Origin of the sequence: Pseudomonas sp. Irchel 3H3 (assembly GCF_900187635.1) — a bacterium.
In the GTDB taxonomy this organism is placed as follows: domain Bacteria; phylum Pseudomonadota; class Gammaproteobacteria; order Pseudomonadales; family Pseudomonadaceae; genus Aquipseudomonas.
On record NZ_FYEC01000045.1, the window covers coordinates 18,227 to 33,126 of the forward strand.

Sequence of the window (14,900 nt, forward strand, 5' to 3'; positions counted from 1 at the left end):
GCTTAGGCTGGGGGTTCCCCACCCACCGCAATGGAACTGCCCAATGAATCAACCTCAACACCCTTTGCCCTTGGCGCTTTCGCGCGAAGACCTCAAGGCAACAGTCGATACCGTCCTGCCGTTATCGCCCGCGCAGTTCGCCAACCAACTGATTCAAGCCAAATGGGGTCATGACCTTGATCCCGAGACCGCGCAACTGGTCACGCTCAACTACAACTTTCACGGCCATCCAGCCCAGGCGGGTGTCGAGCAGGGGCGGGTGGCGAGCACCCGGAGCCTGACCCAGCTCCTGGTGGACAATTATCAAACCGTCGGTGACGGGCGTTTTGGCGAAACGGCGTTCGGTTTGTATACGCCACCCGATATCGGCCCAGCTGTGCAAATCGTCGCCAAGGTCGATGAGTTTGCCTATGTCGGCAGTGGCAACCATGACACCTATGAAGGCATCTACCGTCAGGCTGATCCGCAGACCTACGACCCTTCAACCCAGCTGAAAATCCGCCCTGTGGATTTCAAGCGCTGGGTCTGGGAGCTGGAGTTGAAGGACCGCTACAGTGACTATCTGGACCAGGCCTGGCCCACCGATGAGGTCATCATTGCAGCGCCAGCCTACCCGCTGCGCACCTCGGTCAAGACGGCCCTGGTCATGGCGGCGTACTTGCAGCGCCAGGAACACAGCCTGAGCGAACAGGGTTTGGCCATCGTCCTGCAAGTGGCCGGCCTGGCGCCGCAGCAGCCTTGGGCGCAGGTGACGCTCGAGCAGTTGCAGGCACCGAGCCGCAGCTCGCGCCAGGTCGAAGTCGCGCGCCTGGTGATCTATCGCTACAGCGCCACGGATATCTGGAGTTTTTCTCGTCCCGGCGACCCGAGCGTCGTGCTCTACATCCCCGGCAACTCCTCACCCTTGCATGAGTTTGCCGATACCCGTGCGCTCTGTGCCTGGATCGTGGAGCAGGCCAGGGATGCCGACAAAAAAACCGCACTGGCTGCGCACTTTGCCGAAGACGACCGTGTCGATGGAACCCTCCATGCCGGGGTCGTAACTGCCCTGGAGGGCATGGCGATCTATCCCAGGCAGCACCATCTGCAGCCGGGCCATGGGTTTTTTAATGATGATGGGTACTGGGATGCCGCCAACTATGTCCATCTGGACGTAGCGCCCAGGGCGACCGACCCGTGCGCACAGTTGGTCCTGAGCATGAAGCGGGCGGCCCGTGCCAGCGTTGAAAGCATCCGCGATGACGCTCAGGTCAATCGCGATAACCTCAATGCGGTGGTTGAACCCATAGTGCAATGGATCAACCGCTATGCCCCCTTGGCCTTGTTTGTCCCCGGCGGTGAAGGCCTGTTGGCGCTGGCCGGGATCATCGATGCCGGATATGGCCTGGACCAGGCCGTCAATGGCAGTGATGCGCAGACGCAGGCCAACGGTGTGACACGCCTGGTGTTTGGCTTGCTCAATGCCCTGCCATTGTTGCGGGCCGGTGCGGTGTTGCGCGGCGAGGCTGGCGCATTGGAACAGTCGCCCGCTGCTGAGGCCCTGAAGGACCCCGACGGCAGCCTCGACTCTCCTGAACTCTCTACACCCGTCCCATCACCAGGCCCGGCCACGCGCCTGACCCTGTTGCGTGGGCTGGGTGCGCCGGTGGCGACTTTCAGTGATGAACTGTTGCAGCAGATCGGCAAAGTCAGTGCGGTCGAGGACGACATGCTGCGTCTGATGCAGGCCGGTCGCCGGCCACCGACGCCGTTGCTGGCCGATACCCTCAGCCGTTTCCGGCTCGACCAGGAACTGGCCGGCGTTGCCGATCCCGCTGCGCGTAGCGAGCTGTTCAATCGCCGCTACCTGGCACTCCAGCACTCGGAGAATGAGTGGGTGCGCCTGTTGCAACGCCAGTATCCCGGCCTGCCGAAAGCCGTTGTGGAGCAGATGCTCGACCGCGTGGGCGTTGACCTCGCCCAGGATCTCGATCCGGCCGCCTGCCGCCAGGTTCTCAAGCGGCTCGACGCCAAGGCCCGTCAATATCAGCAGCACGTGCGCTTGAATCGAGCGTATGAAGGGCTGTACCTGCGGGCGATGAGCAACCCGGAGTCGGACACCCTGGCCCTGCATACCCTCGGGCGCCTGCCCGGCTGGCCGAAGGGTATGCGGATCGAGGTGCTGGACGGCTCGATCAGTGGGCCTGTGCTGGATCATATCGGTCCAACCGATGGCGCCGATTGTCGGCGCTTGATCCGGGTCGGCGCGGGATATCAGCCGTCCGATGTGGCCGCCAACGCCGAGGCTGCAATCGACCTGTATAGCGGGCTGCTTGCGCAGCTGGACAAAGAACAGCGTGCAGCCTTGGGTTTGCACGGAGCGGACCAGGCCGCACAGTTGCGCCGATGTCTTGCGGACCAGGCGTTGTCGCGCTCCGAACTCATGCATGGCCTGGGCCGGATGGATCTGGGCTTGCCGTTCGAGCCTCAGGGGCTGGCAGGCGGCGGTTTTCCCACGACTCTCCAGGGCAGTGCGCTGACCCGCGAAACCATACGCCTGCAGGTCCGCGACCTATACCCCGATTTCACCGATGCCCAGGTCGATGAGCTGCTGCAACGCGAAGGGGCAGGAGCGGCCGCCTGCCTCGACAGGCTGCACAACCAGTTCCAGCAACTGCTGGCGCAACTCAACCTGTGGCTCGATCAGACCGTGCAGGACATCGGCGACATGCAGCACGGTTTTCTCGCCGTCGGTGATCTCGAAGCAGGCGGGATGAACCAGGCTCAGGTGCATGCCCATAACCTGGAGATACTGCAAGCCGATGTTGGTCATGAGCGTGAAGCGCGCAAGGAGCTGGCCCAAGACCTGATTGCGATCTGGCAGCAGCGCACGCCGGCCCCCGGTTGCCTGTACAGCGGCGATGCCATAAACGGTTTCTCGATCAACATGGATTTCGAGGAGTTCCACCGCCTGCCGGACCTCGATGTACGGTTCAGCGCAGTGCGCGAATTGTCCATGCGCGATATTCATCTGGTGGAGCGCGACAGCCTGAACATCTTTCTGCGCAGCATGCCGAATTTGCACAGGCTGAATCTGGAGCGTGTGGATCTGCGTCTGCTGGCCACCGAGGATGACCTGCAAGGCAGATTGCCTGCCGCGATCCTCGACATGAAGGGCTTGCAGAACCTCAATCTGCGCTCGACCTTCCTGGTGTTCGATGAGCGCAGTGCTGGCCAGTTGAGTGGCCTGAAGCAGTTGCAGAAGCTGGACCTGAGTGACAACCCTCTGGGCGTTCCGCCGCTGGTAATGGGGCTCGATGAACTGCAGGTGCTGAACCTGCAGGGTACGGGCATCAGTTGGTGCCCGGTGGGTGTCGCCAAGCAACCCTACCTGACGTCACTGGACCTGCGGGACAACCAGATCAGCCGCGTTCCCCAGGCGATCCTCAACCAGGCGGTATCCCGTGATCGGCTGGGGTTGTGGGGCAATCCACTGACGGATGAGGACACCCTGCTGCGCCTGGTCGAACACCGCGAGCGTACCGGCATCAATCTCTGGCTGAGCCAGCCGGGCGAAGGGTATGGCAGCGCCCAACCTTGGCTGGCGGAAGGCGACCCGGCGCTGCAGCAGGCTCGTCAGTCGGTCTGGCAGCGTCTGTCCGTGCGGCCCTCGGGCACGGCGCTGCTACGGGTAATCGATGGCCTGAGCCTGAGTGCGGACTTCCAGGTTGACTATCTGGCGTTGCAGGCGGGGGTCTGGCAACTGTTGGTCGAGGTCGATGCCAGTGAGGAGTTGTGGGGCTGGTTAGGCCGGCTTATCGAATCGACGCCGGGGGATTCGCAAAACCCGTTCAGGTTGTTCGCTGTGCTGGAAGACCGCGCCCGGCTGTACCGTGACTGGGTAGCCCTGGGACGGCCGATTTCGATGGCGGGGCAGGATCTGCCTCGAATTGGGGAAGCGCCTTGAACCCGGGGTGGGTCCAAGGCGTGACGATCAGCGGCGACGGAACAGCGGCAGCGGTTCGTCAGTGGCGGCCTGGTAGGTCACCGAGAAGTCCTTGAGGCTTTCCAGCGCTTCGTACGGGTCTTTGTCGGCACGCAAGGCGTAGGCGTCAAACCCGCAGCGGCGCAGGTAGAACAACTGGTCGCGCAGGATGTCGCCAATCGCCCGCAGCTCGCCTTTGAAGCCGTAGCGGTCGCGCAGCAAACGGGCGTTGGAGTAGTTGCGGCCGTCGGTGAACGCCGGGAAATTGAGGGCGATGACCTGGAATTTATCCACGTCGTCACCGATTTCCTCGGCTTCTTCATCGGCGTCCAGCCACACGCCCAGGCCGCCATCACGGGCCAGGAGCATGCGCCCGTGTTCGCGCCACAGTTGCAACGGCACGATGTAGTCGTCGCAGTTGCTGATCTCATCGATGTTGAAATCCTTGGGCAGCAAGTGCCAGGTTTCGTCGATGACCTCGTTGTTCTTAATGATTCGCTGCATAGACGCGTTCCTTGAAGAGGTCGATGCCGATACGTTGATAGGTGTCGATGAAGCGCTCGTCTTCGGTACGTTGTTCCACGTACACATCGATCAGCTTCGAGATCACGTCCGGCATGGCGTCCTGGGCGAAGGACGGGCCGAGGATCTTGCCCAGACTGGCGTCGCGGCTGGCGCTGCCACCCAGGGACACCTGGTAGAACTCTTCACCTTTCTTGTCCACCCCGAGGATGCCGATGTGGCCGACGTGGTGGTGACCACAGGCGTTCATGCAGCCGGAGATGTTCAGGTCCAGTTCACCGATGTCGAACAGGTAGTCCAGGTCATCGAAGCGACGCTGGATCGATTCGGCAATCGGGATCGACTTGGCGTTTGCCAGGGAGCAGAAGTCACCCCCCGGGCAGCAGATGATGTCAGTCAGCAGGCCGATGTTCGGCGTGGCAAATCCTTGCTCGCGCAACTCGCCCCACAGGGTGAACAATTGGCTCTGCTCGACGTCGGCGAGAATGATGTTCTGCTCGTGGGAGGTGCGCAGTTGACCAAAGCTGAAGCGATCGGCCAGGTCGGCCACTGCGTCCAGCTGTTTGTCGGTCAGGTCGCCCGGGGCAACGCCGGTAGGCTTGAGCGACAGGGTCACGGCAACATAACCCGGCTTCTTGTGGGCCAGGGTGTTGCGGGTGCGCCAGCGAGCGAAGCCTGGGTGTTGCTGGTCGAGTTCGGCCAGTTCGGCGCTCTGGTTGTCCAGGGCCTTGTAGTCCGGGTCGACGAAATGCTTGGCGACACGCTGCACTTCGGCTTCGGTCAGGGTGGTCTGGCCACCGCGCAGGTGCTCCATTTCCGCGTCGACTTTCTGGGCGAAGACTTCCGGCGTCAGGGCCTTGACCAGGATCTTGATCCGCGCCTTGTACTTGTTGTCGCGACGGCCATAGCGGTTGTACACACGCAGGATGGCGTCGAGGTAGCTCAACAGGTCTTGCCAGGGCAGGAATTCATTGATGAACGCACCCACCACTGGCGTACGCCCGAGGCCGCCGCCAACCAGCACGCGGAAACCCAGTTCGCCTGCGGCGTTGTGCACCGGCTCCAGGCCAATGTCATGGACTTCGATGGCGGCGCGGTCGGAAGTCGAACCGTTGATCGCGATCTTGAACTTGCGCGGCAGGTAGGCGAATTCCGGGTGGAAGGTGGTCCACTGGCGGACGATCTCGCACCACGGGCGCGGATCGATCAACTCGTCGGAGGCCACGCCGGCAAACTGGTCGGTGGTGACGTTGCGCAGGCAGTTGCCGCTGGTCTGGATGGCGTGCATCTGCACGGTGGCCAGCTCAGCCAGGATGTCTGGAATGTCTTCCAGTGCCGGCCAGTTGAACTGCACGTTCTGCCGGGTACTGATGTGGGCATAACCCTTGTCGTAGTCGCGAGCGATCTTGGCCATCATTCGCGTCTGCCGCGAAGTCAGTTGGCCATAAGGCACGGCAACCCGCAGCATCGGGGCGAAGCGCTGGATATAAAGGCCATTTTGCAGGCGCAGGGGGCGGAATTCTTCTTCGCTCAGCTCGCCTGCCAGATAGCGTCGGGTCTGATCACGGAACTGCTTGACGCGGTCCTCGATGATCCGCTGATCGTACTCGTCGTATACGTACATATAAGTCCTGTTCTCAGGCTTGGGCCCCTCGAAAATCGCGGCGTTTCTCGCTCGCTGAGTTCCGAAAATGCCTTGGCAATTCTGCGCGCACGGCCGCGCACTCCCCACGGAGCCGGGGCAAGATACCAGTTTGCGTTTATGCGCAAAAGTGATGTTTGAGTATATGGAAAGAACCAAATCGACTAATGAGACTGATTATTGTCTTACCCTTATTTGTCGTATGGGCAATCCTCGACTTAACTGTGATCGAGTCTTCATGCAATCACCGATAAAACCGACAAGAGGCGATGCAATGAGCAATCCGACCAAAGCAGGCAAAAGCGATAGCAGCGTCGATGCGTGGGCGATTCTGTTCCTGATCATCCTGGTAGTGGGCACTGCCGTGTACTGGGTCAGCCATCAGTAAACCCGCGTGGCCGGGCCCTGATCCGCTGATTGTCGGACGACACGTTAATTAACCGCAATGTGCCAGCCAGTGGCCGGCTATAATGCGCGGCTAATTTTCGGGGCTCGGTTGTTTAATGTTCAGGTTCGTGTGGGGGATTTTACTGACGCTTTGCGCGGTCTTCGGACCCGGCGCGCAAGCGGCGTCGGTGGTATTCCTCAATCCGGGAACCACCATGGAAGTGTTCTGGGTCAGCTACAGCCAATTCATGCAGGCGGCCGCTCGCGACCTGGGCATGGACCTGCAGGTCCGTTATTCCGAGCGCGTGGCGCAATCCACCATCGAGCAGGCACGCGAAGTGCTGCTGGGGGCCAACCGCCCGGATTACCTGGTGTTCGTCAACGAACAGTATGTCGCCCCAGAAATCCTGCGCCTGTCCCAGGGTAGCGGGGTCAAGCTGTTCATGGTCAACAATGCCCTGACCGCCGACCAACTGGCGTTGCTCGGTGACGCGCGGGAAAAATACCCCGACTGGCTCGGTAGCCTGGTGCCCAACGACGAGGAGGGCGGCTACCTGATGCTCAAGGAACTGATCCGCCAACATCCGCCCGTCGCCCCCGGCCAGAAGCTGGAGTTGCTGGCGTTTTCCGGGCTGAAGATCACCCCGTCCGCGCAGTTGCGCGAGAAAGGCATGCAACGTGCGCTGCGTGAGCATCCCGAGGTGCAATTGCGACAGATGGTCTATGGCGCCTGGAAGCGCGAGCGCGCCCATGAGCAGGCGGCACAACTGTTCAAGCGTTACCCTGGGGTATCGCTGGTCTGGGCCGCCAATGACGAGATGGCCTTCGGCGCCATGCAGGCTTACGAGGAGGTCGGTGGGCAACCGGGCAAGGGCGTCTTGTTCAGCGCGGTGAATACCTCGCCGGCGGCGTTGCAGGCGTTGCTGGACGGGCGCTTGAGCGTGTTGGTAGGCGGCCATTTCAGCCTCGGCGGCTGGGCCCTGGTGCAGTTGCATGACTATGACCAGGGTGTGGCCGTCGAACAGTACGGCGGGCGCGACCGGCAAATACCACTGTTGCAACTGATCGACCGCAACCAGGCCCGGCGCATGCTGGCGCTGCGCGACAGCCAGGGCTACGGAGTGAATTTCCGCAGCCTGTCGGCCAAGGGCCGTCCAACCAGTTACCGCTATCCGTTCAGCCTGCAGACCCTGATGCGCTGAGCCGCTCGCTAGACCCCGGCCAGATGCACCACCAGCTTGACGATGGCAAACAGGGTCAGGGCAAACACCGCCGTGAATATGATCCCCAGCAGCACAAAATGACTCGGCTTGCCGTGGGTAAAGTCGCGGGCGCGGTTCTTCCCGCTTTGTACGCCAAAGGCCGCCGCCATCACGCTGTGGAGCATCTGCCAGAAGCTGGGGGGCTTGTTGTCGATTGGATCGTCCATAAATCCCTCGTCACCGGTGGGTGTCAGCCAAGCATAGTCAAACTTCCCGAGGGCGGGGCACCCATTGCCCCGCCCTCGCGAGGGCGGAAGGGGCCTCAGAACTGTTCGGCGCTGAGGTCGAACAACGGCTGGCTGCCAGCACGAATCGCTTGCTCCAGGCCCAACACCCGTGGCAGCAGGCGCTGCATGTAGAACTTGGCGGTGGCCAGTTTTGCGCCGTAGAACCCGGGGTCGTCCTGCAACTTGTGTTTCGCCACCTGAGCCATGCGTGCCCAGAGCCAGGCGTAGGCGACATAGCCGAACAGGTGCAGGTACTCCACCGAGGCCGCGCCGATTTCGTTGCGATTGTTCGCGGCCTGGTCTTCCAGCCAGTCGCTGAGGTCTTCCAGGCGTTGCACCGCCTCGATCAATTGCGTGCGGTAGGGCGCATCCGGTTGTTGGGCGAACTGGTGGATTTCCCCGGTGAACAGGCGCAACGTCACGCCGCCGTCAGCCAGCACCTTGCGCCCCAGCAGGTCCAGGGCCTGGATGCCATTGGTGCCTTCGTAGATCTGCGCGATGCGCACGTCTCGCACCAGTTGCTCCTGGCCCCACTCCCGGATGTAGCCATGGCCGCCGAACACTTGCTGGCCGTGGATGCAGCTTTCCAGGCCGGTGTCGGTGAAGAACGCCTTGGCCACTGGCGTCAGCAGGGCCACCAGGGCCTGGGCGCGGTCCTGCTCGGCAGGGTCGGGGGAGAACTTCGCCAGGTCCAGCTGTTGCCCGACGTAACTGGCGAACGCCCGGCCGCCCTCGGTCATGGCCTTGATGCTCAGCAGCATGCGCCGCACATCGGGGTGGACGATGATCGGATCGGCGACCTGCGCCGGAGCACTGGCCCCGTTGGCTGCCCGACCCTGCAGGCGGTCACGGGCGTAGGCCACGGCGTTCTGGTACGAAGCTGCGGCGCAGCCAATGCCCTGGATGCCGACGGACAGGCGCTCGTAGTTCATCATGGTGAACATCGCCGCCAACCCCTTGTTGGCTTCGCCCACCAGCCAGGCGCTGGCGCCGTCGAAGTTGATCACGCAGGTGGCCGAGGCCTTGATACCCATTTTGTGTTCGATCGAACCACAGCTCACCGCGTTGGCCGCGCCGAGGGAACCGTCCGGGTTGACCAGCACCTTGGGCACCACAAACAGCGAGAGACCCTTGGGACCGGGCGGCGCATCCGGCAGCTTGGCCAGGACCAGGTGGATGATATTTTCGGTCAGGTCCTGGTCGCCTCCGGTGATGAAGATCTTGCTGCCGCTGATCCGATAGCTGCCATCGGCCTGGGGTTCGGCGCGGCTGCGGACAATCCCCAGGTCGGTGCCGGCATGGGCTTCGGTCAGGCACATGGAGCCGGCCCAGCGGCCTTCATACATGGGCGGCAGGTAGAGGCGTTTGAGGGCGTCGCTGGCGTGGGCGTCCAGGGCCAGGCAGGCTCCGGAACTCAGGGCGGAGTACAGGGCGAAGCTTGAGTTGGCAGCGTAGAGCATTTCCTCGAACTGCACGGCGAGCATCTTGGGCATGCCCATGCCGCCGAAATCGGGATTGCCGGACAGGCCGACCCAGCCGCCTTCGATGTAGGTGGTATAGGCCTGCTGGAAACCCTCGGGAGTGCTGACCAGGCCGTCGTGCCACTGGGCACCCTGTTCGTCGCCACTGCGATTCAATGGGGCGATCAGTTGGCCGGTGACTTTGGCGGCCTCCTCGAGAATGGCATCGGCGGTGGCGGCGTCGACCGTCTCGGCCAAAGCCGGCAGGCGCGCCCACAAGGCCTGGGCGTCGAACACTTCATGCAGGACAAAGCGCATGTCGCGCAACGGGGCGTTGAATTCGGGCATTACGTGAACCTCAATGGGACTGTGGGCACGGCGAGGTCTACACCCCGCCGCCGGACGGTTGGACCACACGCCTGGTTTACAGGGCCTGGGCCCGCTCGCGCAGGAGGTACTTCTGGATCTTGCCGGTGGAGGTCTTCGGCAGCAGGGTGAAGACCACGCTGCGCGGCACCTTGAAGCCGGCCAGGTGGTCGCGGCAGAAAGCGATGATGTCGGCCTCGCTGACGTCCTGGTGATCGGCCTTCAGGGTGATAAAGGCGCAGGGGGTTTCTCCCCACTTCTCATCGGGACGGGCGACCACCGCCGCTTCCAGCACGCCGGGGTGGCGATACAACACACCTTCGAGTTCGATGGTGGAAATGTTCTCGCCGCCGGAAATGATGATGTCCTTGAGCCGGTCCTTGATCTCGATGTAGCCGTCCGGATGACACACCGCCAGGTCGCCAGTGTGGAACCAGCCGCCCGCGAACGCCTCGGCGGTGGCGGTAGGGTTCTTCAGGTAGCCCTTCATCACGGTGTTGCCGCGCATGAAGACTTCGCCGATGGTCTGGCCGTCGCGCGGGGTTGGCGCCAGGGTCCGCGAGTCGCCGACCATCACGCCCTCCAGCGTCGGGTAACGCACCCCCTGGCGGGACTTGATCTGGGCCCGTTCATCCAAGGCCAGTTCGTCCCATTCGGCGTGCCAGGCGCACAGCGTCACCGGGCCATAGGTTTCGGTCAGGCCATAGACATGAGTGACCTTGATGCCCATTTCCTCCACGGCGCCAATCACCTTGGCCGGCGGTGCGGCACCCGCGACCATGGCGTTGACCGGGTGATCGATGGCCGCCTTCGCCGACTCGGGCATGTTGACCAGCGCGTTGAGCACGATGGGCGCGCCGCACAGGTGCGTGACCTGGTGCTCGCGGATCAGGTTGAGGATGCGCTGCGGATCGACCCGGCGCAGGAACACATGCACACCGGCCAGTGCGGTGATGGTCCAGGGATAGCACCAACCGTTGCAATGGAACATCGGCAGGGTCCAGAGGTACACCGGGTGGTTGCCGATGGACCAGGTCATCTGGTTGCCCAGGGAGTTCAGGTAAGCCCCTCGATGGTGGTACACCACGCCCTTGGGATTGCCGGTGGTGCCGGAGGTGTAGTTCAGCGAAATGGCCTGCCATTCGTCCGCCGGCCACTGCCAGGCAAAGTCCGGGTCGCCTTCGGCCAGCAGCGCTTCATAGTCCAGCTCGCTGACAGCCTCGCCTTCGCCGTACTCCGGATCGTTGACATCGATCACCAGCGGCGGGTGATCGAGCATCCCCAGCGCCGCGTGGATCACCCCGTGGAATTCACGGTCGGTGATCAGTACACGGGCTTCGCCATGCTGGAGCATGAAGGCGATGGCTTCGGCATCCAGGCGCACGTTGAGCGGGTTGAGCACGGCGCCAATCATCGGCACGCCGAAATGCACTTCGAGCATCTCGGGAATGTTCGGCAGCATCACCGCCACCGTATCGCCCTGGCCTATTCCGCGCCCGGCCAGAGCCGAAGCCAGGCAGCGGCAACGATCGTAGGTCTGCTTCCAGGTACGGCGCAGCGAGCCGTGGATCACAGCGGGGTAGTGGGGGTAGATGCTGGCAGTGCGCTCGATGAAACTCAGGGGCGACAAGGCGATGTGATTGACCGGGACAGGGCTGAGCCCTTGTTCATAAATCGACATGACGGATTCTCGGTGGCTGATTGTTAGCTCTACGGACGACCCTGGGCGCGGTGGCCGGGATCGTCTCTTGGGTCCGGTAGACTTTATATAACATTCGTCGATCTATATGGAAGTTAAACCTAAGCACTATAGTATATGTACTATATTTGTTTCATCCAGAGCCATGGCCGGTATATGCTGGGTGCCCCGGATGAAGTAGACCTGCAATGACCCACGTTCCCGTTCGATTGCACAGCTGGTTGCGCCTGCAGCGCGAAGGCGTGCCCCTGGCAACGCGGGCCGATGCCTTGTGCCGTGCATTGCAGGACTGCCCCGAAGTGCGCCGGGCGTTTTATTTGCGCTGGCAACCGCAGGCGCGCCTTTATAGCCATGCCGGTGCTGCCCGGCATTTTCCGCCGGGGCAGGGCGATCCGGCGCTGGCCAGCGATCAGCGATTGCTCGATCAACTGCAGCAAGTGGGGCGCCTGGACCTGGCCCAGGTGCGCCAGCTCGATTGCTGGCTGGCCGGACGCCTGCGCCGGGCCGCCATTCGCCATGGCCAGGTGTTCGAGCTGGCTTTGCAGGCCGGGCAGCCGGGGCTGTTGCTGATTGAAGTGTGCGAGGGTGTCAGTCTCGATTGGCTGGGCTGGGTCCATGACCTGTTGACGACCCTGCTGCACAGCGCCAATGGCACGTTGCGCGCGTCACCGCTGTTGGGTCACGATCCGCAACCGAGCCTGCTGCTCGATGCCCAGGGCCGGACGCTGGAATGCAACGCCGCGCTGTTGGCCTTGCTCGGGGACAAGCCGCTGGCTGAGGTGCCGGGTTTGTTGCCAGTCAATCATCGCGAACTGGTGCGCGCTTGCCTGGAGCAGCAACGCGCCATCGACGGGGTCGAGGCCCAGTGCCAGGCACAGATCCTGATCTGGACTTTTATCCCCGACCCACAGGATGAGCGGGTGCTCGCCCGTTGTCGCGACGCCACCACCCAGGTGCTGGCCGCACGCGAAGCGGCCACGGCCCGTCGGCTTTATCGCTTGATCATCGAGAACACCACCGACCTGATATCCCGGCACACCCCGGACGGGCGCTTTCTCGACGCCTCGCCGGCGTCCTGGACCCTGTTGGGCTACTGGCCGGAGCAATTGCGTGGGCGTCTGGCCCGCAGCCTGTTCCATGAACATGACCTGCACAGCCTGGTGCAGCGGGCGCGGGATGCGCTGGAGCAAGACGGTTATCACACCATGAGTTACCGCATCCGCCACTGTGACGGCCATTACCTGTGGTTCGAAACCGCGAGCCGGGCGATCCGCGAAACCTACACCGGGGCGGTGGTCGAGGTGGTCAGCGTGTCCCGGGACATCACCGCCCGGGTCCAGGCCGAGGAGAACAAGCGGCGCCTGGCCGAGGTGGTCGAGGTCAATACCGATCCGGTGTTGTTCATCGACCCGCAGGGCCAGGTGACCTACCTCAATCCGGCGGCCCGGCGCTTGCTCGGGATCGCTGACGGACAACCGTTGCCGGAGCTGGCCGCGCTGTTTGCCAGTGACGACCTGGCGCGATTGCAGCGTGACGGCTGGAGCAGCGCTGAGCGCGATGGCGTGTGGAGCGGCGACGCGCGCCTGCAACCCTTGGCTGGCGCCAGTTCGGTGCCAGTGTCGCTGGTGCTGCTGGCCCACCGTTCGGCCGGGGGCGAGCGTTACTACTCGCTGGTGGCGCGGGACATGACCGAACGGGAATTGCGCGAAGCCCAGCAGCGTCGCCATCAGGACGAACTGGCGCACACTGCGCGGGTGGTGACGCTGGGCGAACTGGCCTCCGGGATTGCCCACGAGATCAATCAACCGCTGGCGGCGGTGGTCAATTATGCCAATGCCAGCCAGCGCTATTTGCAGAGCCTGGAGAGCAATCCGCAGGCCGCGGAAAAAGTCGCCCAGGGCCTGCAACGCATCACCCATCACGCGACCCACGCCTCGCAGGTGATCAGCCGCCTGCGGGCATTCCTGCGCAAGGGTCAGCGGCGCATGCAGGCCCTGGATTTTGCCGAGGTGGCCCGTGGCGCCGTGCGTTTGTGCGCCTGGGAAGCGAGCAATTGGCAAGTGACAATCGAGGATCGCCTGCCGGATAATCTGCCGCCCGTGTATGCCGACCGGGTGTTGCTCGAACAGGTGTTGCTCAATCTGTTGCGCAATGCCATCGATGCCAACCGCGAGCGCCATCCCGGCCAGCCTTCGCTGATCCTGATGGCGGCGCAGCAGGGCAGCGCGGGCAACGTCGAGATCACGGTGCATGACCAGGGGCCGGGTGTCAGCGAGTCGCAACTGGCGCAGATGTTCACTCCGTTCTACACCAGCAAGGCCGACGGGCTGGGCCTCGGCCTGTCCATGAGTCGCAGCATCATCGAAGGTTTTGGTGGCGAGCTTGAGGCTCGGCGCCAGGCCGTCGGCTTGCTGATGAGCTGCCGCTTGCCGCTGGCCGGCCCAACCAGACAACCTCAGGAATAACGTAATGGCGGGTGCGACAGAACACGTGGTGTATGTGGTCGACGATGACCAGGGCATGCTCGACTCAACGGTCTGGCTGCTCGAATCGGTGGGGCTCAAGGCCTTGCCGTTTACCAGTGGGATCGAGTTTCTCAATGCCTGCGATGCCAGCCTCGATGCCTGCGTCTTGCTTGATGTGCGCATGCCCGGCATGGGTGGCTTGAACGTGCAGGAGGAGATGCGCCAGCGCGAGCTGAACCTGCCGATCATTTTTGTCAGTGGCCACGCCGATGTGCCGATTGTGGTGCGCGCTTTCAAGGCGGGGGCCCATGACTTCATCGAAAAGCCCTACAACGAGCAGTTGCTGCTGGACAGTGTGCAACAGGCGCTGAGCAATGGCGCCGCTGGCCGCTCCGGCAACCAGGGGCACCAGGCCTTGCAGGCGCGCCTGCAGACGTTGACCCCACGGGAGCGCGATGTGTTGTTGCCGTTGGTACAGGGTTACACCACCCGGGAGATTGCCGAGCAATTGGGGGTGAGTGCCAAGACTGTCGACCTGTATCGTTCGCGGGTGATGAAGCGGATGTTGGCGCAGACTTTGCCGGATTTGGTGGGGATGGCTATTGCTGCGGGGTTGGTTGATCCGCTGCGGTTGCGGTGATTTTTTTTGGGGGAGGGTGGGTACATATCCGTTGCTGCGGTAACGGCGGCTTAGGGTTTCGCCCTTACGGCGAGGCACTTTTGTCAAACGACACAAAAGTACCCAAAAAGTCTTGCCCCCAGCGTTCGGCCCCTCGCTAAGGCTCGGGGTCCCTTCGCTACGGTATCCATCAGGGGGCATCGCCTACGGTTTGCTTCGCTGCACCTCCTCTCGATGCATGCGGCTTCGCCGCACGGCGCTACGCGCCTCCCCCCTGATGGACACCT

9 protein-coding genes are annotated in these 14,900 nt (G+C 62.9%); 4 read left to right on the plus strand and 5 right to left on the minus strand.

Going from position 1 to position 14,900, the window contains the following annotated elements; genetic code table 11:
- Positions 1–43: 43 nt before the first annotated feature.
- Complete coding sequence (locus CKW24_RS26715; protein WP_095171780.1) at positions 44–3,946, plus strand: dermonecrotic toxin domain-containing protein; 3,903 nt, start codon at positions 44–46, stop codon at positions 3,944–3,946.
- A gap of 27 nt (positions 3,947–3,973) precedes the next feature.
- Here the strand turns inward: CKW24_RS26715 and CKW24_RS26720 are convergent, their stop codons facing one another.
- The gene (locus CKW24_RS26720; RefSeq protein ID WP_095171782.1) at positions 3,974–4,468 is read right to left on the minus strand and encodes a DUF934 domain-containing protein; all 495 of its coding nucleotides are present in this window, start codon (positions 4,466–4,468) and stop codon (positions 3,974–3,976) included.
- Positions 4,452–6,110 (minus strand): nitrite/sulfite reductase, encoded by a 1,659-nt coding sequence (locus CKW24_RS26725; protein WP_095171784.1) that lies wholly within the window; start codon positions 6,108–6,110, stop codon positions 4,452–4,454. The genes CKW24_RS26720 and CKW24_RS26725 overlap by 17 nt, the downstream gene beginning before the upstream one ends.
- 521 nt (positions 6,111–6,631) lie before the next feature.
- Here CKW24_RS26725 and CKW24_RS26730 point away from each other — a divergent pair.
- Positions 6,632–7,717 carry an ABC transporter substrate-binding protein gene (locus CKW24_RS26730; protein ID WP_095171785.1) on the plus strand — a complete coding sequence of 362 codons (1,086 nt, stop codon included), beginning with the start codon at positions 6,632–6,634 and terminating at the stop codon, positions 7,715–7,717.
- Between the two features lie 8 nt (positions 7,718–7,725).
- Here CKW24_RS26730 and CKW24_RS26735 read toward each other — a convergent pair whose 3' ends face one another.
- The 3 genes from CKW24_RS26735 to CKW24_RS26745 all read right to left on the minus strand — a co-directional run bounded on the left by CKW24_RS26735 (position 7,726) and on the right by CKW24_RS26745 (position 11,511).
- On the minus strand, positions 7,726–7,944 hold the full coding sequence (locus CKW24_RS26735) for a DUF2970 domain-containing protein (protein WP_095171787.1): 219 nt from the start codon (positions 7,942–7,944) through the stop codon (positions 7,726–7,728).
- Between the two features lie 95 nt (positions 7,945–8,039).
- A complete protein-coding gene (locus CKW24_RS26740; RefSeq protein WP_095171788.1) occupies positions 8,040–9,812 on the minus strand; it encodes an acyl-CoA dehydrogenase C-terminal domain-containing protein in 1,773 nt (590 codons plus the stop codon).
- Positions 9,813–9,888: 76 nt separating this feature from the next.
- Positions 9,889–11,511, minus strand: coding sequence for an acyl-CoA synthetase (locus tag CKW24_RS26745; protein WP_095171790.1), 1,623 nt, complete (start codon positions 11,509–11,511; stop codon positions 9,889–9,891).
- A 206-nt stretch (positions 11,512–11,717) separates the two neighbouring features.
- On the opposite strand from CKW24_RS26745, the gene CKW24_RS26750 reads away from it, so the two are divergent.
- Positions 11,718–13,994, plus strand: coding sequence for a PAS domain S-box protein (locus CKW24_RS26750; RefSeq protein WP_095171792.1), 2,277 nt, complete (start codon positions 11,718–11,720; stop codon positions 13,992–13,994).
- A gap of 4 nt (positions 13,995–13,998) precedes the next feature.
- Complete coding sequence (locus tag CKW24_RS26755; protein WP_095171794.1) at positions 13,999–14,634, plus strand: response regulator transcription factor; 636 nt, start codon at positions 13,999–14,001, stop codon at positions 14,632–14,634.
- The last annotated feature ends 266 nt before the right edge of the window (positions 14,635–14,900 follow it).

Excerpts from the sequence above, each read along its gene's own strand:
- CKW24_RS26715 (WP_095171780.1), top strand. The coding sequence starts at position 44 with ATGAATCAACCTCAACACCCTTTGCCCTTGGCGCTTTCGCGCGAAGAC.
- CKW24_RS26720 (WP_095171782.1), bottom strand. The coding sequence starts at position 4,468 with ATGCAGCGAATCATTAAGAACAACGAGGTCATCGACGAAACCTGGCAC.
- CKW24_RS26725 (WP_095171784.1), bottom strand. The coding sequence starts at position 6,110 with ATGTACGTATACGACGAGTACGATCAGCGGATCATCGAGGACCGCGTC.
- CKW24_RS26730 (WP_095171785.1), top strand. The coding sequence starts at position 6,632 with ATGTTCAGGTTCGTGTGGGGGATTTTACTGACGCTTTGCGCGGTCTTC.
- CKW24_RS26735 (WP_095171787.1), bottom strand. The coding sequence starts at position 7,944 with ATGGACGATCCAATCGACAACAAGCCCCCCAGCTTCTGGCAGATGCTC.
- CKW24_RS26740 (WP_095171788.1), bottom strand. The coding sequence starts at position 9,812 with ATGCCCGAATTCAACGCCCCGTTGCGCGACATGCGCTTTGTCCTGCAT.
- CKW24_RS26745 (WP_095171790.1), bottom strand. The coding sequence starts at position 11,511 with ATGTCGATTTATGAACAAGGGCTCAGCCCTGTCCCGGTCAATCACATC.
- CKW24_RS26750 (WP_095171792.1), top strand. The coding sequence starts at position 11,718 with ATGACCCACGTTCCCGTTCGATTGCACAGCTGGTTGCGCCTGCAGCGC.
- CKW24_RS26755 (WP_095171794.1), top strand. The coding sequence starts at position 13,999 with ATGGCGGGTGCGACAGAACACGTGGTGTATGTGGTCGACGATGACCAG.